The organism is Acidianus brierleyi, assembly GCF_003201835.2.
GTDB lineage: Archaea > Thermoproteota > Thermoprotei_A > Sulfolobales > Sulfolobaceae > Aramenus > Aramenus brierleyi.
Genome location: NZ_CP029289.2, coordinates 2,321,559 through 2,348,435 on the forward strand (window position 1 = coordinate 2,321,559; position 26,877 = coordinate 2,348,435).

Here is a 26,877-nt window from a genome sequence, read left to right on the forward strand (position 1 = left end):
GAAGGTCTATGAAAAGAATTGTAATCTTAGGATTTTTAATATTATTTGTTATAAATATTATGATACCATATTCGTACTATAACTCTTCATCATATTCAGTGTCAAATATTCAGAACTATACAAATAAATTATCGACAAACCTCCATGAATATTTACCTCCAGCTAAAGGAAATATTTCCTTATCCAATAAATTTGAACCAGAAGGAGTAAACGTATATGCTGCCTACAGTTCGGAACCAGCTCCTATGGGAATAGCGGATTATGGAATAGGACCTAATGGTCCATTCGTTAGAAGTACGACTCAGTTTTTAGGAAAGATCTACCTTAATGAGTTAAGCGATGAAAGCACATTAAATAATCACGAGGTATCATTTCAGTTAAATGTGGTTCTTAATTATAACTATAATGGATATAACTATGCCCTATGGGTTCAAGACGTAGCGTTCTTTAATTCTTCAAATGATTTTATGTACTTTGAAAATAATATATGGAATTTTTCAGCATACAAAGCTAATGTAACAAATTTAGTAGGAAATGGAAATATATACTTATACAATTCCCAAACATACTATGCTTATGTTGCGTGGAATTACCCTGGAAGTCCTACAACATTAACCCTTCCTACAACAATATATCTTTTAGTTAACGTGAGCACAAATTCCTTAGGTCAACCGGTTATTTATTTCTGGTATAATGATGGGTTTGGTTGGGTAAACTATGACGTAGTTAGAGTAACTAATGTAAGCAATACTAATAATGTTTATTTTCTAATTGATGGGTACCAGTATACTCCTTCTGGTAATTTTTATGATGCCGAATTAGACATGGTAGGACCAGGAGATGGATCATGTGCATACATTTATAGTTCTAATGTAGAGATGAGTTTGGAATATTGGAATGGACATAATTTTCAAGGAATAAGGAACGCATACAACTTCGGTTCAGACACAGCAGAGACTTCTAATAACGTTATAGACAGTTCATATTATTTTGTACTTAGAGGATATCTTATAGCAGGATTACATACCGGTCAAGGTAGTTTAGGTCCATTATGGAATCAAAATTCAGTATCTACCTTAATTGTAAATACCGGGATTGACAATGGATATATAGTAGTTTATAATTCCAGTTATCCATATTCTTCAGCATATGTTGAATACGAAATTCCATTCTACAATGATACAGTAGAATTAACACTCGTCTCTATGGATTATGCAGTCTTGGTTTATAATCAGAATAATCAATTAGTAGGAGAGGCAAACGTAAACGCTCCTTACGGTAGTGCAAGAACTGGAGTTACACAATTTAACGTTTTTACCGTTACTTCAACAACTTTGGATGAGGGATCTTCAACATCTGTAACTATCAATTTAAATGCCTATGGTGACGTGAACTTAAACGTTATAGTACCTGAGGGCATTTCTTACAACATTCAAAATCCAATTTACGTTGATGGTCAAGGTACTGACGTCCTAACTTTGTACGCTTCTAATATATCTCAAGGCGTATATACAATAATTATTAACGCCTCATTATTTACAGGATTTTATAAAACAGTTTACATTACACTTTATGTTGGACAACCACTTTATACTGTATCATTCTCTTATTCGGTAATAGGACAGCCTTTACCTGAATCTCCACAATTAACTTTAGATTTTCCCAACGGGAGTATAATATCCTTAGCCATATCATCAACAGTTCTCAAATTACCTTCTGGGACTAAATATTCTGTGCAAAATACTATAGGTTTACAAAATGGCATAAGGTGGACTACTGATAATTTAACTTCTGGGACAATTTATGGCCAAGAATCTATAAACATTGTATATTTTGAGCAATTCCTAGTGTCATTTAATTACGAAGTTCAAGGAGGACAAGGTTATGAATTACCTATAATAACGTATAATTATTTTGGGCACATGATTCAAACTACGCCCAATACCGTATGGGTAGATTATGATTCTCCATATAGTTATCAAAGTATATTGTCAGGTTCAAATTCTCAAGAAAGATGGATTGCTTTCTCCTATTCTGGAATAGTCGCTTCGCCTGGTACAATTAATATATATTATTATAATGAGTACTACGTAAACGTTAATTCCCCTATAAGTATTTATGCTATAATAAACGGAACAAATTCTACATTAGTTTCTAACTGGTATATTCAAGGAACTTCTGTAAAAGTGGAAAATTTGACTTATTATCCTTCTTTAGGTGAGAGGGAAGTTATAACTTCAATATCTCCTTCTTCATTTACAGTAAACTCTTCAACAAAAATTAACGTTAACGTCATTACACAGTTCCATGTTAATGTTAATTCTCCTATTCCACTCTATGCATTGCTTAATAACACAAATGTTACGCTAAAATCTGGATGGTATAATGCTAACTCTGTCATAAAAGTGGAGAATTTGACTTATTATCCATCAATCTATGAAAGATACGTTATTACGAATATTTCACCGTCTAGCCTTATTGTTGATAAGCCTTCAACTATTTCAGTAAAAACATTAAAACAGTATTACATAACTATATCGTCTCAAGTTCCATTATATGCAATAATAAACAATTACAATACAAGCTTAATGTCTAACTGGTATAATCAAGGTACTAAAATAGCGATCGAGAATTTGACTTATTATCCTTCTTTAGGTGAGAGGGAAGTTATAACTTCAATATCTCCTTCTTCATTTATAGTAAACTCTCCAACTAACGTAAGCGCTAGCATTATTGTCCAATTCCTCATAAAAGTTAATTCTCAAATCCCAGTTAAAGCTACAATAAATGGTAGTTTAACATATCTAAACTCTTCATGGATTAATAAGAATTCAATAATAAACATAGAGAATTATACTTATTATGTGAATAGTGAAGAAAGGTATGTAATAACTAACATAACTCCGCAATCTGTGACCTTAACTAAACCTCTAACATTTACTATTGGAGCACAAAAGCAATACTCTGTAAAAATAAATGGAATATTAAATTGGTACAATGCAGGATCCAAAATATACCTTAATGCTTCAGTACCATTTTATGATAATGGAGAATTCAAAGGAACCTATGACGTATTACCCGGATCGCCAATAACTGTTAATGGTCCTATACAAGAGAATCTAGTAGAAACTCCTAATTACGTGGTTGTAGGCAGTATCTTTACTGCTGCAAGTGCTGCCATAATTGTAGCCCTTCTCTTCATAGTAATGAGAAAGAAAACTAAGAAGTAAAGTGATTTTTTATTACCTTAGCTAAATCAAAAATCTTAAGTTAGCAACGTCTGATAAAAAGGAATACGAAATTGCCGTAAAAGAAGTCAATGCATATCTAATATAAGAGTAAAATATTAGCTAAAGTGAATCGCTACGCCATTACTGATAGATCGAAAATATATTTATAAATATAAATTTAACTAAATGCAATATTTTTATATACAAAGAAATAATTTCTTATATATGTTATTAAGCATATTAAGAAAAATTTATTAAACAATAAATATGAATAAAATTATATTTTATCACATATATTAATATTATTTTTCAAATGATATACCCAATCCTATATCATATGAAAATACTTTGTTGGTTATTTCAATTTTTCTCAAGGTTAACGTTAACTTACCTTTAATCAAACGTTTAATTTAGTATTTGTCTTGATCTAGAGAGCTCAAGGCGTGAGAAAATTCAACAATTCACAAAGCATTAGTACTCCCAAATACTGAAAGTTTACTTTCTTTATCTTTTAATAATGATCTCCTATAATGTATATTATGGAACTTGGAGTATTAGGTTCAAACAAGCTCGTTACTACGACAAACGCAATATTTACAGAAATTTTTACTGGGATATTTCCAGATAAAATAAGTATATTGTCTCAAGATTCATCTAATGTAGACTTCACTCCCTTAAAAAAAGCCTTAAAAATTTTGGGTATTAACGCAGAAATACAGAATAAGATAGTAGGAGAAGAGTTCGAAAAATGGATAGAATTTATGGAAAAATATTCTCCAGATATTTTAGACATAACTCCAGGAAGAAAAATAATGGCTTTATCTTCCATTTATTCTAAATCTAAAGAAATAAGGTATGTATATTTGAAAGAAGAGGAGAAGGGATACAGAATATTTGGCTGGGTACCTTTTAGTGAATTAAAAGTATATAATATAATAACAAAAGCTCAACTTAACTTAAAACCTTTAAAAACAGTTAATGGAGGAAGAGCAGAACTGGACATTGAAGGTCTAACTTCCCTTTATAATATACTGAGTTTAAACGGAAAAGTGGACATTGAAAGTGAGAGTGACGAGGAAATTGAAAAGCTATGTAAGATGAGATCCGGAATTTTAGAGTTTGATGAGGAGAATGTAATAAGGGATAAGATAGCTCAAGGGGATAAAATAACTTTTGATACTAACGCGTTCATATATCTCGGATATAGGTTAAAGAAATATGGATCAAACGTTATTCCTTTAAGGAAAGTATACGACGAGTTAGAATATAATTCAACAGGATCAAGACCCGACGATAAGACTAAAATGTTTTTACTAGGACTCTCGTCCTATAGATTTTTACATAATCCTCCTCCTTCAAACGTAAATAAAGGTGGAGATGAAGGAATTTTGAGCGAAGTAAAAGAAAAAATGAAGGAGAACGGAAATATATGGTTTGTTACTCAGGATAGATTAGAATCTGAAAAAGCTAAAACTAGAGGTATTAATACAATTTTACTTAAAAACTTAAGGCCAAACCCTGATAAAATTAAAATGGGAAGCTATATTCATTGCCTTTCTGTATTTTCTAAGGTTAGACTTTCAATAAAAGATGAGGAAGTTATTACTATAAGTGACGGTAGTCCTTCAGAAGGACATTCTATGGTTAAAAGTGTGGAAGGTTTCAATTACGCAGAAGTAATAAAGAACATACAGGATTTTGTAAGATCAAAACCTTGAAGAAAACATATTAATACTTAAAGAAAAAGGATTTTTCATGGAATGTAGAAAAGTTGCAGAATTAATTGCTTCCTCTTCTTATGCTATAGCGTTCACCGGTGCGGGAATAAGTACTGCATCAGGGATTCCAGATTTTAGGGGACCTCAAGGAATTTGGAAAAAATATTCTCCAGATTTAGCATCAATAGAATATTTGGAGAAGGATCCTAAAGGCTTTTGGGAATTTTATTCTATGAGAATGAGAGGCTTATTTAACGCTGAACCTAATAAAGCACATTACGCATTAGCAGAATTAGAAAAAATGGGATTAATAAAAGCTGTAATAACTCAAAACATAGATGGTTTACATCAAAAGGCTGGGTCAAAAAACGTTATTGAGATTCACGGCACAATGCAAAGATCTTATTGCTCTTCATGTTATAGATCCTATCCTTCCTCAGAAGTTTTAAGTAAAATAGATAAAGGAGAATTACCTCCAAAATGTGACTGTGGAGGAATAATTAGGCCAGACGTAGTTCTTTTTGGAGAGCCTGTAAAAGACTTTGAGTACGCTAGAGAAATAGCTTTTGAAGCCGATCTTATAATTTCTATAGGCTCTTCATTAACAGTATATCCAGCAAATTTAATTCCGGAAATTGTAAAACATCATAATGGAAAATTAATTATAGTGAACATGGAAGAAACTCCTTTAGATAATATTGCCGACGAGATTATCAGAGATCCAATAGAAGAATTTCTACCTTGTGTTTTAGACGAAATAAAAAGAATTTTATAAGATTAATTATTTTTAGGCAATTCTCTTACCTTTTGTTTCAGCAACTAAAGCTAAACATATTAAAGTTATAATAATATAAGGCAAGACTACTATCAATATTTGATAATTAGTTATTCTCAAAATAGTTGGAGCGATTGATCCACCCATTATACTTGCTAACTGGTAAGAAAAGTTGGATGCAGTAATGCGATATTTTTTATCGAATAATTCAGTAAATAAAGAAGATTGTGGAGCGTATAATGCCGCATCAGATACTGAAAGCGTTAATTCACCTAATATGAATTTTAAAGGAAAAAGGGAGGCTCCCAAAATCATTAACATTGTTCCATTTAATATTACCATACGTCGTCCTATTACATCACTTAAATAGCCGAACATTGGCATTAATAACAACTGCACCGAAATTGAAACTATAACAATCATAGATACAACGTTAGTTGAAATAGATTTTGCAAACACATAAGAAGTAAATATATAAAAATTTGCACTTTCACTCATTTTTATTCCTATTGCTTTAAGAATATTTCTCCAATCGTTCTTGAGAGCATCAAAAATAGGCAGTTTTGATCTATTTTCTACTTTTACGTTCTTTAGGTCCTTAATCAAATAAAATGAAATTAAAGAAATTATTATAATAAATATTAATGAAAATCTCCATCCTCCTAAGTACGAGAAAACGGAAAGAAGAAAAATTGAAAAAGACGACAAAATTACTGATATCGGAACTGCTAATTGAATTATACTTGCCATAAATCCTCTAAACTTTGAAGTATTATATGCCTCAACTATTATTGTACTAGCCCCTCCCCACTCTCCGCCTAAACTTAGACCTTGTAGAAACCTAAATAACACTATAGTATAATAATTATACAACAGTATTATCAAGATTGACGAAATTACCAATATTAACGCAGTTAAGAACAATACAGTTTTTCTACTAATCTTATCTCCAATATATCCAAAAAGTATACTTCCGCTTACTCTTCCTATAAAACCCAGAATGAAAATTATTACACCAAACACAATTGGAAAGATGAATAATGAAATTTGAGAAATGAGAAAAAAGGCGTACCACTGGGAAACTGTTAAAAGTAAGCCTCCCAAAAGTAAATTCTTCATAGGGTAGAAAAGTAAAAACTAGATTTTAAGCGAATGTAGAATATCTACTATTCCATTAAATTATAGAAATTAGCCATTTTTGTATTCTTAAAGTCTTTTCTTTATGCTATAAAGGTAAAGAAGTGCTTTGTGGGTTAGTTCAATATATTTCAATAGAATGATACAGTAAAAATATGTTTCTATAGAAAATAATATCTCTCCTAAATAATTTACTATACTACTTCTTGACCTCAAAGCCCTTAGCTCGACCAACAACGAGGTTAGCCATGTACATCATCCAAGCATAAGCCAAACTAGCTTAGCCTCAACAACTTGACCAGCAAAACTTGTAGCCCTAACAGACTCACCAAATGCTTAACAACAGAGAACAAGGATTCAACCAACCACCTATTACCATAACCCTTCTCATCCCGCCAACCCTCATAACCCAATCTCAAGAACTCACGAACATTCCTTCTCCTAGCAGGATGACCACACCTAAAGCGTTCTTCCTAGGAGGAACGGCCACATCAACACCAAGATTATAAATCTCGCCATCGTAAGCCTTACCTAGAACCTCTTAACTTCCTTACCTCGCTCCTCCAAATCCTTCACGGTATTAGCTGCAGATTCAGCCTCGTTACTCGTCACCTCAGCGCTTACTATCTTGAACTCGTCCTTCTCCATAACTACTTCAATCTTAAGGAATTTTGAATCCCTCCTTTTGCCCCACTTTGCTACTACGTATTGTCCTCCTCTTGTTGTGCTTATTCCAGTACCGTCATCTACTTCAAGTTCGTCACTCGCTTCAGGGAAATTAATATTCATGTTTCTTACCCTTTCCCATATTGTTGAATAATCTAGGCTTGTTGGGATTATCTTCATTTCTGCTAGTGCGCTTAGTACTCCTTCTATTGCTCTGTAGGGTAAGAATAAGTGTAGGAATGCTAGGAAGTCGTTGAACTCCTTTGGTGCCTTGTACTTGGTCTTAGCGTACCTGTTCTCTTCCTGGAGTAATTCCCACCAGTGTTCGAAGACGTAGAAGGGGAACATTAGCTTATATCTTGTTACCACGTTCTCATCGTACTTGCTCCAATCCCTAGTGTTCTTCTTTTCCATGGGTAATACTCTGCATAATTACTTAAAAATTTTTGTATAATTCTGAAGCGATCCACAACGTACTAATGTTCTTAAAATTTTAAGGCTCTAAATATTAGGTCATGTACTTTTAATGAGAATGTCCTTATTACACCGTATCCTGCAGGAGAAGCTTGAAGAACATTTGCATATTCATCCATACCTATCTTCTCTAAAGCATCCTCGTCTGCCCTTAACGCAATTTTAGTATTTGCTAAAGTAAGTATTAAATCGTTTAAATCCGTAGGCCTATGTGTTGCCAATATTGTTCCTATTCCCCTAACTCTACCTAATCTCATGATCTTATTTATCAATCTTTCTAAAGCCTCCTTCTCATCATCTCCCCTCTTACTTTGAGGAAAATATTCGTGAGCCTCATCAAATATCATTAAGAAAGGCGTCTCCTTACCCTGATTTTTGTATTTTTTATCAATCAGTTCGAATATTCTTTCTGCAATAATGAAAGCAGTCATTGTAGCAGTGGATACACCCTTTTCCAAAACCCATCTAAGGTCAACTACAGATTTCGCTGGAGTATCATTAATCAATTCGTCGTAGTCAGGTTCATCAAGATAGCTATTCCCTTTTTCATTACTTATTCTAACGTCCAGTATACCAGTGTTTTTCAGGAGAGTAACTGACCTAATTATATTATCTTGAGTACTACTATGCAAACGCATTCCTTTCATCACTTCCACGCATTCATCCTCCCAACTGTCTATGGTTCCTTCGCAAGATTCTGTTATTATTTTAAAGAAGGAGGCTCCTTGAGCAGAAAAGAAAGGAGAAACGTCAGGAATTAACTTATAAGTTTTACTTAATCTAAAAGCAACTAAATAAATTGTTAATTCTTTTTCTCCATTTTTTAGTACAACTTTATTTCCATCTATTTTATCAATTTTATAGTTAGAAAGGTTACTTCTTGCTAGGAAAGTAGAAATGAAATTTGTAATTTTACCTGAATAATCCCTTGGAACTGGAACTATAATGTTACCTCCTATCTCAGCTGCAGGTTTAACGTAATCTCCTTGAATGTCAAAAACAACCAAAGGAATATGAGCATTTTTCATTATTACCTTAAGTAAATTTGTTTTTCCTGCTCCAGTAGTTCCAACCACTAAAACATGATGTCTCAATATCTCTCCAGTTAACTTAACTTCGATTCCCATTTCCTTGTATCCTTCAATAACTTTTCCAATACTTATACCATCGTCTGGAAGACCAAGCATTCTTTTTACGAAGAGTATATTAGGAACAAAAATAGGACTCTGAGGATCAATAGGAGAAGACGGTGGTACAACTTCACCGTCTACCTCTTCAGATAATAACTCTATAGTTAAGGAAAGCGGAGTAGTAATTCCGGAAGTATCTTCAGTAGGAGACAAAGCAGGTATTTTAGAAACTGCCAGAATATCAGACCTTTCAACTTCAGTTATTCTTCCTAGAACTAAAGTTTTAGATACTGGAAGGGAGATTCCTAGATAGCTACCAATAAGAAATTTTTTGGATAGATAAACGTCAAAAGGTACTTCAGCTTTAATTTCCTTATTTTCCTTACCGTGAGATATTGGAGAAACCCTGGAAGCTAAGCCTACTACTTCACCTTCCTTTCCTGCTTTCATCTTGGCCTCTTCCACTAATTCCCTTATGTTTTCTCTTTCAATCATGTTTAATCACCCAAATCTTGAGTTGCTTCCTTGTACCTATTCCAATCATCATAATTTACACCTATAAGACTTTTAGCATAAACAAAAGAAAGAAGAAAAGTCGACGCACTTAATTTTCTAGAAATCTTATCTGCTACTTCTATAAATGTGGGAATACCTCTTATTGAGGAATTTAATAATGCAGTTTCAACACCCCTACACAAAAGTTCCTTATCCTTACTTTCTACTCTAAATACGCTATCCCTAACTTTAACGTAAGACATAAATCTAACAAATTTCTTTCCTCCAATTTCTATTTCCTCCTTATATATTGGAGTTACGTAAGGATCTTTCCCCTTCCCCATTTCAAATACTAAAACATCATCAGTAACTCCAGATTTAACTAAATCTGGATATTTCTTTGAAATTTCTTCTTCTCTGCTTAATTTCCTCGTAAAATTCAATCTTTTTACAATTCCAACAATTTTGTCAGTCTTCCTTTCCAACGTTAATTTCTCAAATGCCGATTTATAAGGTTCCCCTACCATCTGAATATAAGGCCCAGGGAATATTGGCCCATCAACTATCATTACATCAGAATTAGAATTATTAATCGCGTAATTTTCTAACGAAATTCTTAGTTCGTCAAGAATGTTGTCATCCTTATAATCCGGAGTATAAGCTACTCCATTAACGTTTTCAGTCCTTACTACACTCATAGTAGATTTAACCTTTTGTATAACTGTACCGTTTGCTTTTATAGCCAAGAAAGGAAAAGAAGCATCTAAAGGAATAAGAACATGTCTCCCAGAATCGTTTGCATATAAAGAAGCAATGTAAATATTAGCTCCTTTTACGTTGATAATTCTTGAAGAACTATCTAAATACCCAAAATCTGAAAAAGGAGAACATTTTCCTATTTCTTCTTCATAATAAATAGGAGTAGATTCCGAAGAATCCACAGAAATTGAAGTACCGAGATAAGGCTGATCAATTGAAATCTCCGAAAGAAGCTTCATAAGACTAAGGATAGCATCCTCAATTTCCATAAAATAATTTATAGAACATGTTTTAAAAACTTTTCCTTCAGTTTATAATACTGTATTGTAAGAGATTTGGCATTTAGTTTAAAAATAAGTTATAAAACTGAACTATCCTTTACATATCTAATTGTATCTTCCAAATCGCTTTCTAGAGATTCTTTTATATATTTCTCTATATTTTCTCTTTTTATTGGATTTTCCTCATTTATATTTCCATCTTTTACATTAACCTTCATGTCCTTGGATAATCCTCCATGCATTAAATAATTTCTTTTTTCTATCAGTTCTCCATGTTTTTGTCTTAGATAAGACGTTACTAAATCTTCACAACACTTATATTTCCAATTATCATCATCAAATTTTCCTCCACCGTTAGAATCGAGACATGTAGCTACTGGTAATTCTCTAGCTAAGGATAAAGCCTTATCGTAAAGTTTTGCTTTAATATATAATGAGATCAATTCGTGTAACTTATCTATATCATTCCCTGGGATAAGAATATTCCTAACTTCCAATGTTGAATAAAAATTGGAAATTACCAATTCTTTTATATTTTCCAAACTTTTATGATTATACCATTCTCTGTAATAATTGGAAAGTTCGTTTACGTCTGTTTCAAGTTGTTGCGAATAATGTTCAACATCAGACATCGAATGCACAGCACTAACTGTAAAACCATTTCTTAAGTTCCACAAAAGATCTATTACTTTGCCAGGATCTTTTCCCTTTATTTTACTAATAGTCGTTTTTTCTTCATTAAAATTATTAGGATTAAGATTAGGACTATTTAATTTATCCCTATAATCTCTAAAATATCTTTCGTCCAATTCTTGAATGGAAGAATTTATCATCAAAGAATCCTTCATTGCCTCAACAATTTCTGTAAGCTCTACAATATTTACTTCGTTTTGGATAGGTGCCATTATAGGCGCTGCAAAAAATCTTGTTTTAAATAAAGCTCCAGTAGTTAAGGCCGTCGAAGTTAAAACGTTAGTTCCATGAGTTAAATCTAGAAGTATTTCGTAACTTTTGTTCTCATGGAAGATCGTGTATATAACATTAAAGATAAAAACTGGATTTCTAGATTCGGAATAAGCTGATCTTTGCAGTTGTTGTTTCCCATTAATCTCTGTTTTTAATACTTCTCCGTTTTTGTCTACTTTTATTGCCTGGCCTATCCCCACGTTAGGTATAACTTCAATGGTAAGATCACTAATGAAAGATTCAATATCTGATACAGTTTGTTCGTTTATATCACCTTTATTTTTGAGAAAATTAGTTCTATCCAAAACAAGCTTCTTGTATCCTTTCTTCATGGTTTCTATATCCATAGGGCGTTTTTCATGTTGTATTAGACTATCTGGAAGTAATGCTATTATTTTCTCTACTTCGAATATTTTAGACAGAGCATGAGCCGAAAAGAAAGACGTTACTTCTTTATCTGCAAATTTGTATTTAACCGGACTATAGTTTGAGACATCTCCCGCTATGTATATCAAACATTTTTGATCCAGATTTGACATGATTTAAAACTATACGAAAAACGTTTTAAAATGTATGCCCATTTATAACGCTTATGTAAGAAATATTGCATTAACCAATATTTTATAAGGATAAGAACCAGATTAGACTCATGGAAAATTAGACACTACAAAGCGGTCATGAGTGAACTACCATGCCCTTGCTAGTAGACCCAAAATCTTATTAGTAAAAATAATTTTTATCTATTATTAGTAATTTATGTGAATTTAATGAAATTAGATAATTAACTCTATAATATTTTTTTAGAAATTTTTAAGTGTTATATTAGATCTTTTATATTTCTGAAAGTAAACTGAGGAATATTATTATAATATTAGAAAATGATAAAGACACGAATAATGAAATCTGCTTTATTTGTATCAATTATTTAATACATTATTCTTACTGCTCCTGATTATGAGTATAATGAAATATGTTCCTTATGAAGAAAAAATATGAGGTTTAATATTGAATTTATATTTTTAAAATGATTTTGGGTCTATCGTCAGGAGGGGTCTTCCGCCTCCTTTGAACCCTTGAATCTGATGAAGTTCTTTACCTTTAGATTTTAAGATAATGTGATCATGGAGAAAATCAATTTATCTTTAAAATCACAAATTCATTAAATTTTCAAATATACTCGAAGAATTATATAACTCTCTCAACTATTATTTAACATCTTTATAAAAGAATATATAAATATATTCTAAATACGAATTAATCTGAAATGGTAAGTATTAAGTTAATCTAAACTTCTCATGTTTTTAACCTAATGTTCAATTTTGAATATATAAAAACCAAGGAAGTTAATACGTAAGAAAAAGGATTTCATGATAAACTTCAAATCTTCTTAATCTCTAATCAAGTTTTATTTTTAATTTATATTATTTTTAAATATAAAATAGTGAGATTGCAAATAAAATGTCTAATACAAGCAGCAATTTATAATTATCATTATATACTTTTTTAGGGAGAAGAATCATTTTATTTCTTGAAAGTAAATTTCCAAGAAGAAACAGAAAGAAAAAATGAAAAGAGAGAAAAAGTTGGTGAGAAAAAATTACTTTATGATAATCATTTTCAATAAATTTATAGACAATAGTCTATCCAATTCTCATTATAAAGATGAGAGAAAAAAGAGAAAAAATGAAAAATAAGGGAATACCATAAAAAGAGAAAAAGAAAAGGAAAGATAAAAATAGAAAATGTTCATCTCATCCCTTATTTTTTACCTTTAACTCTTGCAAAGATAAGAACATCACGAGAAGAATTAAACATTAATCTGTTATGTTGAAAAAAGTAGGATTACAATTTTGTAATACTATCATTACTAGGTAGGAGGTGAACATGAAGATTAAAAACGTAAAAGTTCGAGTTACAATGCGTACAAGACGAAATCAGACGTGTAGATTGAACGTTTAAAAGGCTGTCTATTCATTCAATTTCACGAGCGGACCATGCAAACAGAACGACGTCAGATCATTACAACGAATTAGTTCGCATGAAGAAGAAAGGAGATAAAGGAAAAGTTTATAAGTTTATTGTTCAGAATATATAAATCAGAATATAAATCCATCAGTTTCATCCAAAAAGGAATTGAAAGAGAAAAAAATACAAAATCTAGAGAAAATAGCAAATGAAGAGAGTTTCATCCAAAAAGGAATTGAAAGGCAGAAGCCTTACTGCAGATACACAGGGCTTCCTTATCCTATGTTTCATCCAAAAAGGAATTGAAAGATTATCTTCACTTATAAAAGTCAAAACACAACCGTATAATTGTTTCATCCAAAAAGGAATTGAAAGTTTTCCGCATCCTTTGTGCTAATAATATAATTTTGTAACATGTTTCATCCAAAAAGGAATTGAAAGTTAATTATATAATTATGTTTCTACCCGCGGTTTTATTTTTTGTTTCATCCAAAAAGGAATTGAAAGTCAACGGAGATATAGTTTTTTTTCTTCTTTCAATTCGCGTGTTTCATCCAAAAAGGAATTGAAAGACTCATAACAACAAACGCAATTTTGACGAAGTTATACGGTTTCATCCAAAAAGGAATTGAAAGGACTGGAGGGTACTATTCCGCCTATAGCGCTTGGAGATGGTTTCATCCAAAAAGGAATTGAAAGTCTATTTTCAAAATATATGTGCGTCCCGATATTAATACGGAGTTTCATCCAAAAAGGAATTGAAAGTAACTCGGTAGGATAACTAAGTTAAGTCCGTCCTTTGTGTTTCATCCAAAAAGGAATTGAAAGCCCTTTAGGGGGATGTTTCCTTAATTAAATAATTGGAGAATGTTTCATCCAAAAAGGAATTGAAAGATGAATAGCCCTTCCATCGGTTTTGCAAGCATCTCATACCTTGGTTTCATCCAAAAAGGAATTGAAAGTAATTATCAACTTCATTTATATGTATTTTTCAATATATTAAGTTTCATCCAAAAAGGAATTGAAAGTATTAAGAAGAAAAGCTATAAATGCTGAATGAAGATGAAATTAAGTTTCATCCAAAAAGGAATTGAAAGTTTATTTGGGGTTTTTCCCTTTGGGTTATGATTGTTTGCGTTTCATCCAAAAAGGAATTGAAAGATTACATTCTTTTCACCATGCCTTATGAAGCCTCACGTTTCATCCAAAAAGGAATTGAAAGAAAAGATGTAGTTGAATATGAAATAAATCCTTTAATTTTAGAGTTTCATCCAAAAAGGAATTGAAAGTTCTGCTCCTCATAAAACTTAGCCAATTTATCATCATAACCGAGTTTCATCCAAAAAGGAATTGAAAGTAATAAAATATAGTCTACTTCACTATACATTAATAGTTTCATCCAAAAAGGAATTGAAAGAAATTGCGTATTCCTCTTCTAAAACAAATCACAAAACAAAGTTTCATCCAAAAAGGAATTGAAAGAAATATTCACAGTCTAGTATTAGCATCAGGTGGAAAATCAAGTTTCATCCAAAAAGGAATTGAAAGGCATAAGGGGGAATCTGTATAGCCCAATTATGAGAAATTGTTTCATCCAAAAAGGAATTGAAAGAACATTAGAAAAAAACGGATATCTTTTAATGGTGAATAAAGGTTTCATCCAAAAAGGAATTGAAAGGTTGTATGGTGAAATATTTGACGAGTTGTCACAAAAATTCGGTTTCATCCAAAAAGGAATTGAAAGTTAATTATATAATTATGTTTCTACCCGCGGTTTTATGTTTCATCCAAAAAGGAATTGAAAGATGAAAGAATCATTATGAGTGATATAGACCCAATTATTGTTAAGTTTCATCCAAAAAGGAATTGAAAGATAGAAATATCAACAACATACGGCAATGCCACAGTACTTAGTTTCATCCAAAAAGGAATTGAAAGAAAAAAGTTGTTAAATGAAGTAGACCTATTTGCTATAAATAAGTTTCATCCAAAAAGGAATTGAAAGAGTACCTCTAGAATATTTACAATTTACTCCTAATATATCGGAGTTTCATCCAAAAAGGAATTGAAAGTTAAAATTGATAAGAAACGATACAATTGAGATATTCAATAGGTTTCATCCAAAAAGGAATTGAAAGAAATATTTTGTGAATATGAATAATATAATATCAACCATTCAAGTTTCATCCAAAAAGGAATTGAAAGTCGGGTTTAACATCGTCAGTAGCATAAGGGCATACCGAGTTCGTTTCATCCAAAAAGGAATTGAAAGCCGAAACATAACTATCTAATGCATACAAGAACTGATTTAAGTTTCATCCAAAAAGGAATTGAAAGTGCTTACCGAAGAGAAATGTTGTTATGTCAAAACCCTGGAAAGTTTCATCCAAAAAGGAATTGAAAGTTCCTCTTTCCGCCTTTCAACAGAAGATTAATGATGTGAAGTTTCATCCAAAAAGGAATTGAAAGATCTGTATTCCGATCCAATCGCCCTCATTAATATATTATTGTTTCATCCAAAAAGGAATTGAAAGTCTATTAGCTCATCAAGCTTTGTTTTAACGTAATCCCTTATGGTTTCATCCAAAAAGGAATTGAAAGGCTCTAAAGTCTTCAAATGCCAGCACTTCTTTCCGAAGCTCCGTTTCATCCAAAAAGGAATTGAAAGATATATACAAATTACTGGCACTAGGAGCGATAGAGACCAGGTTTCATCCAAAAAGGAATTGAAAGCTTAATAGTGTTCGTGCTAACATTAATGATAGTAGGACTGTTTCATCCAAAAAGGAATTGAAAGCTTCCCAACACTGTCATAGTATTTGGGGAGACAAAGACATACAGTTTCATCCAAAAAGGAATTGAAAGATATACCATATGAGGACATTAGGGCAACTAATAAAGAGGAAAAGTTTCATCCAAAAAGGAATTGAAAGAAATCGGTCTCCTCGTAGTAAGTAGGGTAATCAGCGTTCACCAGGTAATGTTTCATCCAAAAAGGAATTGAAAGATTCGTTTTTGGCTAACTGCTTTAGTGTTTCTATATGCGTTTCATCCAAAAAGGAATTGAAAGCTGTTTATAAAAGATGTCTATAAGGACTTACCGATCCTTCATGTTTCATCCAAAAAGGAATTGAAAGAACTTTACATCTGCGGTGAAGTAATCTCCACCAGTTAGCCGTGTTTCATCCAAAAAGGAATTGAAAGTTCCGCTCTGAGCAGGATCGAGATGTTAGCGACAAATGAGGTTTCATCCAAAAAGGAATTGAAAGTCTTCTGTTACATACTTTATGACGTAGTTGAGGCTAAGCCCCGTTTCATCCAAAAAGGAATTGAAAGTTCAACTCCAGAAAAGTGTAGGAGAAAACGGTTGCATCGTTTCATCCAAAAAGGAATTGAAAGTAGACTTTACACGTACCGTCCTTAAGCTTCATTACAATTCTGGTTTCATCCAAAAAGGAATTGAAAGTGAAAAAAGAAGATTAACTTTTTTCAGGTGTCAAAATCTATATGTTTCATCCAAAAAGGAATTGAAAGTTCTTTATTTATCTCCTTATAATACCCTCCCCTAATTAATTTGTTTCATCCAAAAAGGAATTGAAAGACAAACTTGTATCACAGTATGGACAGGATAGAACAGTGATATGTTTCATCCAAAAAGGAATTGAAAGAGTGCAGACCTAAGTGCGTTCATGATAGCAACAGTTACAGTTTCATCCAAAAAGGAATTGAAAGTCAAATATTGCATCCCAATTTATGAATGACGCTTATTCATTTGTTTCATCCAAAAAGGAATTGAAAGCCCTGAAACTAAGATATTGTTGAATTATTTCCAAAAGTACTTGTGTTTCATCCAAAAAGGAATTGAAAGCTGTTTTAAAACATCATAAATCTCTTTCTCGATTGTAATCATGTTTCATCCAAAAAGGAATTGAAAGTTTAATCTAGACGACTTTTACGAAAACAACTTCAGGAAAAAAGTTTCATCCAAAAAGGAATTGAAAGTTCGATAGCATTTATATATACAATCTCATATATTTCTTTATGTCTATATTTAAACTCTTACATATTTCAATTTTAGGTATAATATTGTTGAGTATACTTGGCATATCTTTTTCAGTTGGTTCAATATCTGTAGGGAATGGTCCCAGTTACGGAGTTTATTCTAATGGAAGGATTTTTATTATAGCCCAACAAGCTAATGAGTTGCAAGAAATTAGGGATAATAAAATAGTTAATACTGTTAAACTTCCAATTTATCCTCATTCTGTTCCTTTTAGATTGGCTTCTCTTGGGAATTATCTTTTTATAGCATATCAAAAAGGGCCAGTTATAGAACTAAATGATAAATCTGGTAAGATTATAACGGCTTTTCATATTCCCCGTATAGGAAAGTATCCTGCAATAATTTCTGCCCATAATTTTATCATAGTTTCTGCATCTTATGGTGATAAACTGTATTTTATTTTTAATAATTCAGTAAAGAACGTCAGTGTTATGAACGGCCCTCAAGCCTTAGCTTATGATAATTTTACTAACGTGGTTTATGTAGGAGGATATAAGAGTAATTTGATTTATAGAATTTCGTTTTCTTCAATGAAAATTGTTGACAATTTTTCTATAAATGATACTACAGTGGATGCTATGACTTTTATTCCTCCTAATGAGTTGGCCGTTGCAACTTATGAGCAACAATTGGAAATTATAAATCTTAGTAATAATAAAATAGTTAGTGTAACAACTTTCGAAAATGGTATAAACGGATATTCGTCTCTAATTTATGATCCCTACGATTCTTATCTATTTCTATCTCTTCCTCACCATGATAATCAAGTGGCAATAATTAATAAAGAAGGAAAAATAGTATCTCAAGTTACTGTAGGTAATTCTCCTAACGGTCTTGTTTACGATCCCTTAAATCATGAAATTTATGTTATGAATTATGCTTCATCTTCTGTAAGTTATTTTGCGTCCCCTATTCCTTCAATAGTATCCCATAAATATCATTCGAGTAACTTTTTACAAGATTTATGAGATTCTTTCTTTAGCTGCAGTAATTGTAGTAGTTTTAGGAATTGTAATAATATATTTGAGGCGATAATAATGTTTTCTCTTCAACCAGGGATAACTCCTCTACCTTTAGTCTTGGGATACTTTGTTTTTGCTGCAATAGTAGCAGTTTTCATTTTGAGGAAGTCTAAATTTACTCCTACAGATTTTGCGTTGGCAGGAGTTGGAGGAGCTTTAGTATCTGTAGCAGACCATATAATAGGAGACGCTATATTTTTGCCGTCGTCAACAGTTTCAGATAAACCGTGAATTTTATGTCATTTGATATCATTTAACATTCCTAGCTCTTCTCATGAGAGTTTATAAATTTTGTAGTTACATACTATCATGTAGAAGAGAGCCCTACAGTGAACTCGATGAGCAATGTGAGGGGGAGGATGGGTTCGATGAGGCTCCCTATGTCCTTGAAGGGAGTGGTTTAACTACCGCTCCCGTAGACGGCATGGGGAGCCGGACAAGGGGAATGAGGACGAGAGGTTGAATACAAATTCATGAAACCTCAATGAAAGTCCGACCCCTATGTTCCTCTTCTCTGGTTTAATATTTCTAACAGTAAACCCTTCTGATCTAATAAGGTCTATGCACAAGTTTAAAATTCCTTTATCTTTAATTTTTGCTGTAGCAGTAGGAGTAATTTCTGTCCCAAGAATATTTGAGGTAGCTGATACTGCGATTAAATTACAATTAATGAAAGGTGTAGGATATAAGAGAAATAGAATTTTGAAAATATTCTACAAACTTAAGGCAATGTTTGAAGCGATAATCCCTTTAACTATTTACGAATTTAAAAAGGCTAGGCTCATTAGTCTTTCTGCAGAAACTAGAGCCTTTATGGTGTACAAGGACAGAACATTTTTAAATGATATTAATTTTAGTAAAGTTGATAAAACGATATTAATTATTCTTATCATTGCAGTAATTGTAGATTCTTATCTAGTATATTCTGGATACATTCCAGCAATTCCAGTTCATGGATAAATTATCATTTGTCAAATTACACGAAAATATGTGGAAAATTCTTATATAAAATATTTATTAGAGATTATTTCATGCTTCTATTAGAAAATTCCTATAATTCTAGGTCTTCTTGAAAACTTTAAAAATCTTAATAAAATTACGTATGAGCAAAAACTTAGGAAACGATAAATATTACCACGCTCTAAGTAATATTTACTAATACTTTCAGGAAGGTTAATAGCTTTTATCTAAGGATTTATCGTTAAATTCTAGTCTAATAACTTTCAGTAAATATAACGCTACATTCACACGGCTAATCTAAAAAAGACACCACGACAAGATTACTCCTAGGAGCTAAGAAGCAGTCCAGACTGGTGAAAAGAATTTATGAAGGAGGAATAATTTTTTTAAAAAAAAAAACTGAATAAAAACACTAGTATTTCCTATATAGGAAGTACTAATGTGGCAATCTTAGTTGACACTATGCTTTAATGTAGTTTACGGAAATTTCTCTTACTTAAATATTTTCATTCTATTATGCAATGAAATAAGTTTTATCTATTCTAGATGATAGTATTTTAGGCTTTACAGTAAATAATTTTACTCCTCTTATGTTGTATTAAATTATTTTTAACGTTGCGTAATACTGCAAAGGATTTTCGTAGAAAGTCTACTCCTAATTCCAGGCTTGTCTAACTTGGGTTTAGCTAAGCCCTCAGATACTGCTCAGCACTACTAACTTTCTCTAAACTGGGGCCTTGTGAAAAAGCGAGGGCGGGCCCAAGGCTATAATAAAGTGTTAGTAGTATGTTCTCTAAAATGAGCATTAATATAATAGTCTCTCCATAAAGAAATAATATATTGTTATTTTGTGTTTAGTGTGCAAAAAAGTAGTAAAATGTAAAATAGTTTATCTCTTAAGTTGTGAAATAAAAGATAGTTAGTTTATCTTAAAGTATAAAAAATAATGAAATAAAAGAACTGTTATAATATTCATATAAAGATAATAAATGTGCAGAAAAAGAAACCAAAAGATTTAAATATCTGTTTAACTACACATCTAAATAGGGGGCAAGCCCCCGGAGGTGAGGAAATGTCTTTTTCGCCCACATTAATGAAGGGGGTTTCCCGATAGGTGACGAAGGACACAGGGCTGATCAGGGTGCCCCCCATTATATTTTATCCTTCTTCCTCATTTATACTTTTCCATGTCAATATTGTACTTCTTAGCGTATTCTTTTAGGCCTAAGTCTAATACCTCGTCGGCAACGTCTGAGTATCTTTTCCCTATGTCTACAGCTATCTTCTTTATTATCCTAGCGTATTGAGGGCTTACCCACAGTTGTTCCTTATTTGTTGGGTGAGACACCATTTCCCTCACTAAGTAAACATCTGTTTAGATGTTTAAAAACTTTACTGTTGAGATAAAGAGATTGTATAAACTCCCCAGTTTACTGCAAAAATTAGGATTGTTTATTTGCGTGAAGTTTTATAACTATCACTGTACCCTGGAGTTTACTTCTCTCAATGAAAGCATTAACTACTTTCTCTTCTTCATCATTTCTTACAACTACAACAAAAACGTGATCATTATTGTACAACTCCTTCTCGTTTTGTAAGAAGAATGCTAACCTATCTAGTTCCCTATCTATTAGGACTACTTTTTCTCCATTTACAAGTATCTTATCCATCATATTATAATAGAGGAGCTATAAAATAAAGTGACCTCACTGAAAAATATTCCTCTTTTTCCAATAAGCCTTAATCCTTATTTTTATTATTCTCTTTTTTACACCTAATACCGCCTCAACTAGGTCGTCAGTTTTAGGTATTTCCATGATTATACTAGCGTCTATCTTTACAACGTAATCTCTTCCTTCCTCATAATACATTAAATACTCACAGATCTCCCTATTTAGGTCGTCACTTTGATAATCCCTAACTCTATACTATTATACATAATATATTCGTATAATCTTGTCGCAGTTTCCTCATCATCAACATCTGCGGTAAATTCTTCATGATTCTTTATCATTAAAACTACTTCAAAAATAGTAAACGTCCTTTTCGTTTATCGGAGATCCTCTGTATTCCATCTAAATCACAAATAAATATAAGAGAGAAAGCAGCATTTAAATATTTCTCTCTTAGATTCTTCTATGATTTAGATAAGAATCTCTCTTAAAATAAAGAAAGATTTATAAAGTAAAATGGAGAATGTTTATTCATGATAATTAAAGAGGAGTTAAAGGTCAGGGTAAAGTATAATGTAAAGGTTAACAGTAAAGGAGAGAAAATTAAGTATCCTTATTATATAGTTACTTTTCCTATAGAGTATTCTAACATACTTAAGGAGAGAAAAATATTAAAAAACGTCACAATAATTACCGATGAAGAGAAAATAGAGTTAAGTAATGTGAAGATATTTTCCTTGGAATATTACAAAAAAGGAGAAGAAAAGATTCCATACTTTAGTATTTCTATTCCTAAAGAGATAGGGGAAAAGCTTGTAGGCAAGAAAGTTTTAGTAATAGCTGAGATTGAATAAACTTCTCAGTTTAATGAGAAAAATTCAACTAGTAGTAAATACTACTAAGAGGCTAAGAAGGAAAAAGAGCAAGTGAGTGAAAAGCTTAGGCCCACGGTGCTTTTCTGCTTTTATCATGTAGAAAGCCCCTTCCTTTCTCTTCATAAAACTTTTCCTAAGTTAAAAGGTATGTAGTGTATTGTTTTTGATTTTCAATTCCTTTTGGGATGAAACAAACAAGGTATAAAATGACCTCAATTTACGCCTTAATAATGCTAATCTTGCTTTCCTCCTTTCAATTCCTTATTGGGAGATATCCTTGATGTGATATGTGTTTCGTACTAATAATAGAAATAATTTTGTTCAATATCACTGTAAAATTATTGATAAAGGTAAAAGTTAAGGTTAGGATCAGGATAGTCCACAAGAGGAAGAAACAGTGACGTTAGGTTAAAATGATAAAAAAGTAAGTAGCAATTTCTTATTAATAATGAATAGTAGCATTAACTGGAAAAACGTATGCATCAAGACTAGGTAACCACAAGTATTATTGCATATGTAGAGAAAGTAGATCACTCTAATTTATGCACTATATCCTTAACTTATGATTAATATACCTACTGACTTTCGAATATTGTATGTACAAACTCGTTTAATGTGCTTCTATATTTTTCATAAATTTTAGGAAATATTCTATACACCTTAATATTTTCATTATAAGTAATTTTATTCTCTCTAATCAATTTATCTATTTCACTTTTGTTTAATATATAATATTCTGATGTCATAGGATTAGTAATTCGCAAAATTATAAAATAATCAAAACCATCTAGTTCATGTAAGATTGCAGTTTTATTATCTAATACCATTCCTTGAATAACTACTTTTACTTATTACCAGCTTTTGTATTATTATAATATAAGCTATAATACATAGAATAATATAATTTAAAAATAATAAAGTTCTACTCCTTAGAGCTATAATCTTTTTCTTATCCTACGTAAAATAGAGCCTGCGATGAAAGACGACTAGTGAAATAGAATGGCCAATAGTGCTAACTTAAAGTACGCTGACTGCAACAGTAATATTTACCATTTTTCCCATAAATGGACTAATACTTCAAGTAAGTTTTTGTCTCATTATTTCCATTTATACTGTCAAAATGAATAAGAACTTTATGAGACTATTAATATACACTATTTCTAAAAGCTACTAAGTTATAATTCATTTTAGTTTGTGCAACCCATGATGACTTTCTTTCCCTTAAATAATTTTAGGTGGTAAATATAAATAGTCACTCTTAGTTTCTATTAGATTTAGTATCCATTTCAGGTTTACAGGGTAAAATTTTGTTACGTCAACGCCAACATTAATTGTCTTTATTTTAGAGTTAATGAATGGGTACTTTCTCAGTCTGTTATTATGCACATGACCATGGATTAGCCACGCATTATAAGAATTCAAATTAGTTGGATAGTGTGAGAGTATGAATTTATAATTGTTTAGTTGTAGTTCTAATTGCTTTACTCCTATCGCTGGAGGATCATGATTACCTTGTATAAAGATCTTTTTCCCATTTAGGAAATTAACGTAATTTTTAAAATCTCTTCTAGCAAAATCCCCTACTATATAAACTATATCGTCATTAGATATCATCTCATTCCACTTATTTTTTATGTGTTCGTTCATTGTAGTAACGTCTACGAAAGGCCTTGCAGAATATTTAATTATATTTTTATGTCCAAAGTGTGTGTCAGCTATGAACCATATTTTATCTAAACTTTTAGGATTTACTTCTATTTTTAGGTACTTTTCCCTATATTTCTCATATGTTTTCTCTAGTTCAACTAATGATAAGGCCTCTGCTCTATTGAGAATTTTCTTATTTAATATATCGTACTCATAGACTATTTTACCCGTATTTACGAGTGTTATCCTTAATACCTTAGCTTCATACAAAAAACGAGATAAAATTTGGAGCATTTCTTTATTGTTTGAAATATTTTTTACTACTTTACATGATAAATGAAAAGAAATGCCAGCATGAAACCAGAAGTTCTCGTTATAGAATTTAGCGTCAGACCTTTCTTTTATATAATTTTTTAGGCTCTTATAAAGGTCTTCCCTAAATTGAAGAAGTTCATTATTAGGCCTTATACCTAAGGCTATCGTATATCCTTCTTTCCCATTTTTTATCTCGTATTTATCGTAATAAAATTCTAAATTGCCATATCTATTAGATACTTCTTTAATAACTTCCATTATTTTAAGCGGAGCTACTAATGGTCGGAAATTATATACGAGAGTAATATGAGGTACTCTATGTACTTTCAAATAACTTATAGATCTAATCTTTCGCATTATTTGTTTTAATTTATATTTCTCTAGAATTGGTCTTATTTCTATGATATAGCTATTTCTCATTATATTTTTATATTTCTCCTATTATTAAAAATAATATACCTCTCGGTAAACTGGGAAGTTTACTTCGTCAGTCCTAATATCTTTTTATAGTATTATACCTTAAAGTAGTTTTACATGGCATTTATAGTAGAAACGACATCTATAGCTATCAGCGTTATAGCATTAATGGTTAGCATATATAGTGCATATATTAATTATAGACATTATCGGTAGTACTTTCAGAAAGTTTATAGCTTTTATCTTAAGGATTTTCATTTAAATCCTAGTCTAAGAACTTTTCGAAAATACTACGGTTAGGGCGTAGTAGTTCACAGATAAAAGATTTATACTTATCATGAGTTACTACTTTGATGAAGGTCTCTGTAAAAGAATTAAAAGAGATTTTTAAACCTAAGGTTACTCCAATAATTTGGGACGATAAAAACAACGTTCTGACTCTCTTGGATCAATCGGCTTTGCCTTTTGAAACTACTTACGTAAATTTGAAGACTCCTGAAGAGGTTTCTTCCGCAATAAAATCGATGAAAGTAAGGGGAGCTCCTGCAATAGGAATAACAGCGGCTTACGGTATGGTTTTGTCAATTATTTCTTCACAGAATTTTGAGGAAGCTCTTTCTTCTTTGTCCAAGGCTAAGACCATCCTTGATAAGGCTAGGCCTACTGCGGTTAATTTAAGTTGGGCAACTTCTTACATGCTCTCAAAAGCTAAGGATTTAGTAGATAATGGAGAGGCAAGAAATGTAGGGGAATTAATTTCTTTGATGAAGGAGGAAGCTAAGAAGATTTTTGACGCTGAATTAGAGGCTGAACTTCAGATGGGTATTTACGGATTGGAAAAGATTAACGATGGAGATACTGTGCTTACCCAATGTAATGCTGGTGGTTTGGCTACTGGAACTGGTGTTGGTACTGCTTTGGCTCCCGTTAAGGTAGCCAATGCTTTAGGAATAAAAGTCTCCGTCATTGCTCCAGAAACTAGGCCGTGGCTTCAAGGTAGTAGGTTAACGGTTTATGAACTAATGACTGAAGGTATTCCAGTTACTTTGATTGCTGATACAGCAGTAGGTCTCGTAATGTATAAGAATATGGTAAATAGTATTATGGTTGGTGCTGATAGGATACTTTCGGACGGTCACGTTTACAATAAAATAGGTACTTTTAAGGAGGCAGTAATAGGTCACGAACTAGGAATTCCTTTTTACGCTTTAGCTCCAGTGACAACTTTTGACATGAAGAGTAGGGTAGAGGACGTAGTAATAGAAGAAAGGGATCCAGACGAAGTTAGGACAGTTAGGGGAGTCCCCATTGCACCAGAGGGCGTTAAGGTCTATAATCCAGTTTTTGACGTTACTCCTCCTAAGTACGTTACTGCAATAATTACAGAAAAAGGAATAATATATCCTCCCTACGATAAAAATGTTAGGAAAGTTATTGAGAGATGAAACTTTTTCCGTGAGATACGTAAATGTTTTTAGGCTTTAATTCCTTAATTTTTTCTATACTTTTTTGGAGTTCGTCGTAATTTTCATAAATTGATGGCGGTTTCAATTTTCCTCCAAGAGTGTCTCCTACTATTATTGAGTTAATTTCTGGTAGATATATAGAAATTGAATCATCTGTATGTCCGGGAGTATAAATTATTTCTATACCTTGTAGGAATTCTCCTTCTTTAATTGCTTCTCCGTTCACTCCTTTGAATGGTTTCATCAGGAAGGGCGACGCGATCTTGAAAAGTATCTTTATGGGTGAGTGGATTTGAGGTTTTCTTATTTTTCCTTCCTTTAAGTAATCAAGCCCGTTTTGATGGATGAAAAATTTCTTTTCTCCTAATTCTGAAGCTCCCCCTATATGATCCTCATGTGAATGAGTGAAAATTACGTAGGATATTTTGTTTGGATCTTTTCCTAACTCCTTTAGCCTAGATATTATCTTTTTTCCACTCCCTGGGGTTCCTGAATCTATTAGAATATCCTCTTTTCCTTCTATGAGGAAGGATTTGACTAAAGTTAGGTTTATTTCGTAAACTTTCATAAAATATTTTTCGTTTTTCTGGTTATAGTACTTTTCTTAATAATGTTTACTTTAATCATGAATTATTACTATAATATTTATTATTTTTCACTAAATTTCCATTTTTTATATTTTAAAAAGAATTTGAAGTAAGATATTTACAGGAACTTACTATCTTTACCCTGTAGGAGTATTAAAGGTAGTAGAGTCCATTCATGAATTTCTAGTTAGTTACGTTAATCCTATATTTCTTGCGTTATTAGGTATACCAATAATACCTATACTATTCTATTTGT

18 protein-coding genes, 1 pseudogene and 1 CRISPR repeat array are annotated in these 26,877 nt (G+C 31.8%); of the genes and pseudogenes, 8 read left to right on the top strand and 11 right to left on the bottom strand.

The annotated features are described in order from the left end of the window. The first annotated feature begins 8 nt into the window (after window positions 1-8). The 3 genes from DFR85_RS28660 to cobB all read left to right on the top strand — a co-directional run bounded on the left by DFR85_RS28660 (window position 9) and on the right by cobB (window position 5,723). Window positions 9-3,230 carry a thermopsin gene (locus DFR85_RS28660; RefSeq protein ID WP_110271227.1) on the top strand — a complete coding sequence of 1,074 codons (3,222 nt, stop codon included), beginning with the start codon at window positions 9-11 and terminating at the stop codon, window positions 3,228-3,230. A 539-nt stretch (window positions 3,231-3,769) separates the two neighbouring features. Further along, on the top strand, window positions 3,770-4,948 hold the full coding sequence (locus DFR85_RS28665; RefSeq protein WP_162582818.1) for a PIN domain-containing protein: 1,179 nt from the start codon (window positions 3,770-3,772) through the stop codon (window positions 4,946-4,948). Window positions 4,949-4,985: 37 nt separating this feature from the next. Beyond that, window positions 4,986-5,723: an NAD-dependent protein deacetylase gene (cobB, locus tag DFR85_RS28670; protein WP_110271229.1), complete on the top strand. Its 738-nt coding sequence runs from the start codon at window positions 4,986-4,988 to the stop codon at window positions 5,721-5,723. Window positions 5,724-5,735: 12 nt separating this feature from the next. Here cobB and DFR85_RS28675 read toward each other — a convergent pair whose 3' ends face one another. The 5 genes and pseudogenes from DFR85_RS28675 to DFR85_RS28695 form a co-directional block, all read right to left on the bottom strand. Further along, window positions 5,736-6,842 (bottom strand): MFS transporter, encoded by a 1,107-nt coding sequence (locus DFR85_RS28675; protein WP_110271230.1) that lies wholly within the window; start codon window positions 6,840-6,842, stop codon window positions 5,736-5,738. Window positions 6,843-7,059: 217 nt separating this feature from the next. After that, window positions 7,060-7,940: pseudogene (locus DFR85_RS28680) on the bottom strand (transposase). 71 nt (window positions 7,941-8,011) lie between these two features. After that, window positions 8,012-9,625, bottom strand: coding sequence for an ATP-binding protein (locus tag DFR85_RS28685; protein WP_110271231.1), 1,614 nt, complete (start codon window positions 9,623-9,625; stop codon window positions 8,012-8,014). A 2-nt stretch (window positions 9,626-9,627) separates the two neighbouring features. Further along, window positions 9,628-10,653 (bottom strand): DNA double-strand break repair nuclease NurA, encoded by a 1,026-nt coding sequence (locus DFR85_RS28690; RefSeq protein ID WP_110271232.1) that lies wholly within the window; start codon window positions 10,651-10,653, stop codon window positions 9,628-9,630. 89 nt (window positions 10,654-10,742) lie between these two features. Then, window positions 10,743-12,170, bottom strand: a complete 1,428-nt coding sequence (locus DFR85_RS28695; protein WP_110271233.1) for a TM1812 family CRISPR-associated protein — start codon at window positions 12,168-12,170, stop codon at window positions 10,743-10,745. A gap of 1,576 nt (window positions 12,171-13,746) precedes the next feature. After that, a CRISPR array of direct repeats spans window positions 13,747-17,598; the repeat unit is 25 nt; unit sequence GTTTCATCCAAAAAGGAATTGAAAG. A gap of 39 nt (window positions 17,599-17,637) precedes the next feature. On the opposite strand from DFR85_RS28695, the gene DFR85_RS28700 reads away from it, so the two are divergent. The 3 genes from DFR85_RS28700 (at window position 17,638) to DFR85_RS28715 (ending at window position 19,641) form a co-directional block, all read left to right on the top strand. Beyond that, the gene (locus DFR85_RS28700; protein ID WP_110271234.1) at window positions 17,638-18,627 is read left to right on the top strand and encodes a YncE family protein; all 990 of its coding nucleotides are present in this window, start codon (window positions 17,638-17,640) and stop codon (window positions 18,625-18,627) included. A 69-nt stretch (window positions 18,628-18,696) separates the two neighbouring features. Then, window positions 18,697-18,912, top strand: coding sequence for a hypothetical protein (locus DFR85_RS28705; protein WP_110271235.1), 216 nt, complete (start codon window positions 18,697-18,699; stop codon window positions 18,910-18,912). Between the two features lie 330 nt (window positions 18,913-19,242). Further along, the gene (locus tag DFR85_RS28715; protein ID WP_110271237.1) at window positions 19,243-19,641 is read left to right on the top strand and encodes an energy-coupling factor transporter transmembrane component T family protein; all 399 of its coding nucleotides are present in this window, start codon (window positions 19,243-19,245) and stop codon (window positions 19,639-19,641) included. A gap of 1,171 nt (window positions 19,642-20,812) precedes the next feature. On the opposite strand, the gene DFR85_RS28720 is transcribed toward DFR85_RS28715, so the two are convergent. The 3 genes from DFR85_RS28720 to DFR85_RS28730 all read right to left on the bottom strand — a co-directional run bounded on the left by DFR85_RS28720 (window position 20,813) and on the right by DFR85_RS28730 (window position 21,512). Then, a complete protein-coding gene (locus tag DFR85_RS28720; RefSeq protein ID WP_110271912.1) occupies window positions 20,813-20,992 on the bottom strand; it encodes a hypothetical protein in 180 nt (59 codons plus the stop codon). Window positions 20,993-21,083: 91 nt separating this feature from the next. Further along, on the bottom strand, window positions 21,084-21,314 hold the full coding sequence (locus DFR85_RS28725; protein ID WP_110271238.1) for a hypothetical protein: 231 nt from the start codon (window positions 21,312-21,314) through the stop codon (window positions 21,084-21,086). Between the two features lie 33 nt (window positions 21,315-21,347). After that, a complete protein-coding gene (locus tag DFR85_RS28730; RefSeq protein WP_168367212.1) occupies window positions 21,348-21,512 on the bottom strand; it encodes a hypothetical protein in 165 nt (54 codons plus the stop codon). Window positions 21,513-21,847: 335 nt separating this feature from the next. Here DFR85_RS28730 and DFR85_RS28735 point away from each other — a divergent pair, with 335 nt between their 5' ends. Then, entirely contained in the window at window positions 21,848-22,168 is a 321-nt protein-coding gene (locus tag DFR85_RS28735) for a hypothetical protein (protein ID WP_110271239.1), read from the top strand. Between the two features lie 596 nt (window positions 22,169-22,764). Here the strand turns inward: DFR85_RS28735 and DFR85_RS28740 are convergent. Both DFR85_RS28740 and DFR85_RS28745 read right to left on the bottom strand, forming a co-directional pair. Then, the gene (locus DFR85_RS28740; protein WP_012716449.1) at window positions 22,765-23,016 is read right to left on the bottom strand and encodes a hypothetical protein; all 252 of its coding nucleotides are present in this window, start codon (window positions 23,014-23,016) and stop codon (window positions 22,765-22,767) included. A 394-nt stretch (window positions 23,017-23,410) separates the two neighbouring features. Then, a complete protein-coding gene (locus tag DFR85_RS28745) occupies window positions 23,411-24,571 on the bottom strand; it encodes a 2'-5' RNA ligase family protein (RefSeq protein ID WP_012716448.1) in 1,161 nt (386 codons plus the stop codon). A 350-nt stretch (window positions 24,572-24,921) separates the two neighbouring features. Here DFR85_RS28745 and DFR85_RS28750 point away from each other — a divergent pair, with 350 nt between their 5' ends. Next, on the top strand, window positions 24,922-26,013 hold the full coding sequence (locus DFR85_RS28750; RefSeq protein WP_110271240.1) for an S-methyl-5-thioribose-1-phosphate isomerase: 1,092 nt from the start codon (window positions 24,922-24,924) through the stop codon (window positions 26,011-26,013). On the opposite strand, the gene DFR85_RS28755 is transcribed toward DFR85_RS28750, so the two are convergent. Continuing rightward, a complete protein-coding gene (locus DFR85_RS28755; RefSeq protein WP_110271241.1) occupies window positions 26,000-26,602 on the bottom strand; it encodes an MBL fold metallo-hydrolase in 603 nt (200 codons plus the stop codon). The genes DFR85_RS28750 and DFR85_RS28755 overlap by 14 nt on opposite strands. Window positions 26,603-26,877 lie beyond the last annotated feature (275 nt).

Bases quoted from the DNA above. Each gene is read 5' to 3' on its own strand.
- DFR85_RS28660 (WP_110271227.1), top strand. From the start codon at position 9: ATGAAAAGAATTGTAATCTTAGGATTTTTAATATTATTTGTTATAAAT.
- DFR85_RS28665 (WP_162582818.1), top strand. From the start codon at position 3,770: ATGGAACTTGGAGTATTAGGTTCAAACAAGCTCGTTACTACGACAAAC.
- cobB (WP_110271229.1), top strand. From the start codon at position 4,986: ATGGAATGTAGAAAAGTTGCAGAATTAATTGCTTCCTCTTCTTATGCT.
- DFR85_RS28675 (WP_110271230.1), bottom strand. From the start codon at position 6,842: ATGAAGAATTTACTTTTGGGAGGCTTACTTTTAACAGTTTCCCAGTGG.
- DFR85_RS28685 (WP_110271231.1), bottom strand. From the start codon at position 9,625: ATGATTGAAAGAGAAAACATAAGGGAATTAGTGGAAGAGGCCAAGATG.
- DFR85_RS28690 (WP_110271232.1), bottom strand. From the start codon at position 10,653: ATGGAAATTGAGGATGCTATCCTTAGTCTTATGAAGCTTCTTTCGGAG.
- DFR85_RS28695 (WP_110271233.1), bottom strand. From the start codon at position 12,170: ATGTCAAATCTGGATCAAAAATGTTTGATATACATAGCGGGAGATGTC.
- DFR85_RS28700 (WP_110271234.1), top strand. From the start codon at position 17,638: ATGTCTATATTTAAACTCTTACATATTTCAATTTTAGGTATAATATTG.
- DFR85_RS28705 (WP_110271235.1), top strand. From the start codon at position 18,697: ATGTTTTCTCTTCAACCAGGGATAACTCCTCTACCTTTAGTCTTGGGA.
- DFR85_RS28715 (WP_110271237.1), top strand. From the start codon at position 19,243: ATGCACAAGTTTAAAATTCCTTTATCTTTAATTTTTGCTGTAGCAGTA.
- DFR85_RS28720 (WP_110271912.1), bottom strand. From the start codon at position 20,992: ATGGTGTCTCACCCAACAAATAAGGAACAACTGTGGGTAAGCCCTCAA.
- DFR85_RS28725 (WP_110271238.1), bottom strand. From the start codon at position 21,314: ATGATGGATAAGATACTTGTAAATGGAGAAAAAGTAGTCCTAATAGAT.
- DFR85_RS28730 (WP_168367212.1), bottom strand. From the start codon at position 21,512: ATGTATTATGAGGAAGGAAGAGATTACGTTGTAAAGATAGACGCTAGT.
- DFR85_RS28735 (WP_110271239.1), top strand. From the start codon at position 21,848: ATGATAATTAAAGAGGAGTTAAAGGTCAGGGTAAAGTATAATGTAAAG.
- DFR85_RS28740 (WP_012716449.1), bottom strand. From the start codon at position 23,016: ATGGTATTAGATAATAAAACTGCAATCTTACATGAACTAGATGGTTTT.
- DFR85_RS28745 (WP_012716448.1), bottom strand. From the start codon at position 24,571: ATGAGAAATAGCTATATCATAGAAATAAGACCAATTCTAGAGAAATAT.
- DFR85_RS28750 (WP_110271240.1), top strand. From the start codon at position 24,922: ATGAAGGTCTCTGTAAAAGAATTAAAAGAGATTTTTAAACCTAAGGTT.
- DFR85_RS28755 (WP_110271241.1), bottom strand. From the start codon at position 26,602: ATGAAAGTTTACGAAATAAACCTAACTTTAGTCAAATCCTTCCTCATA.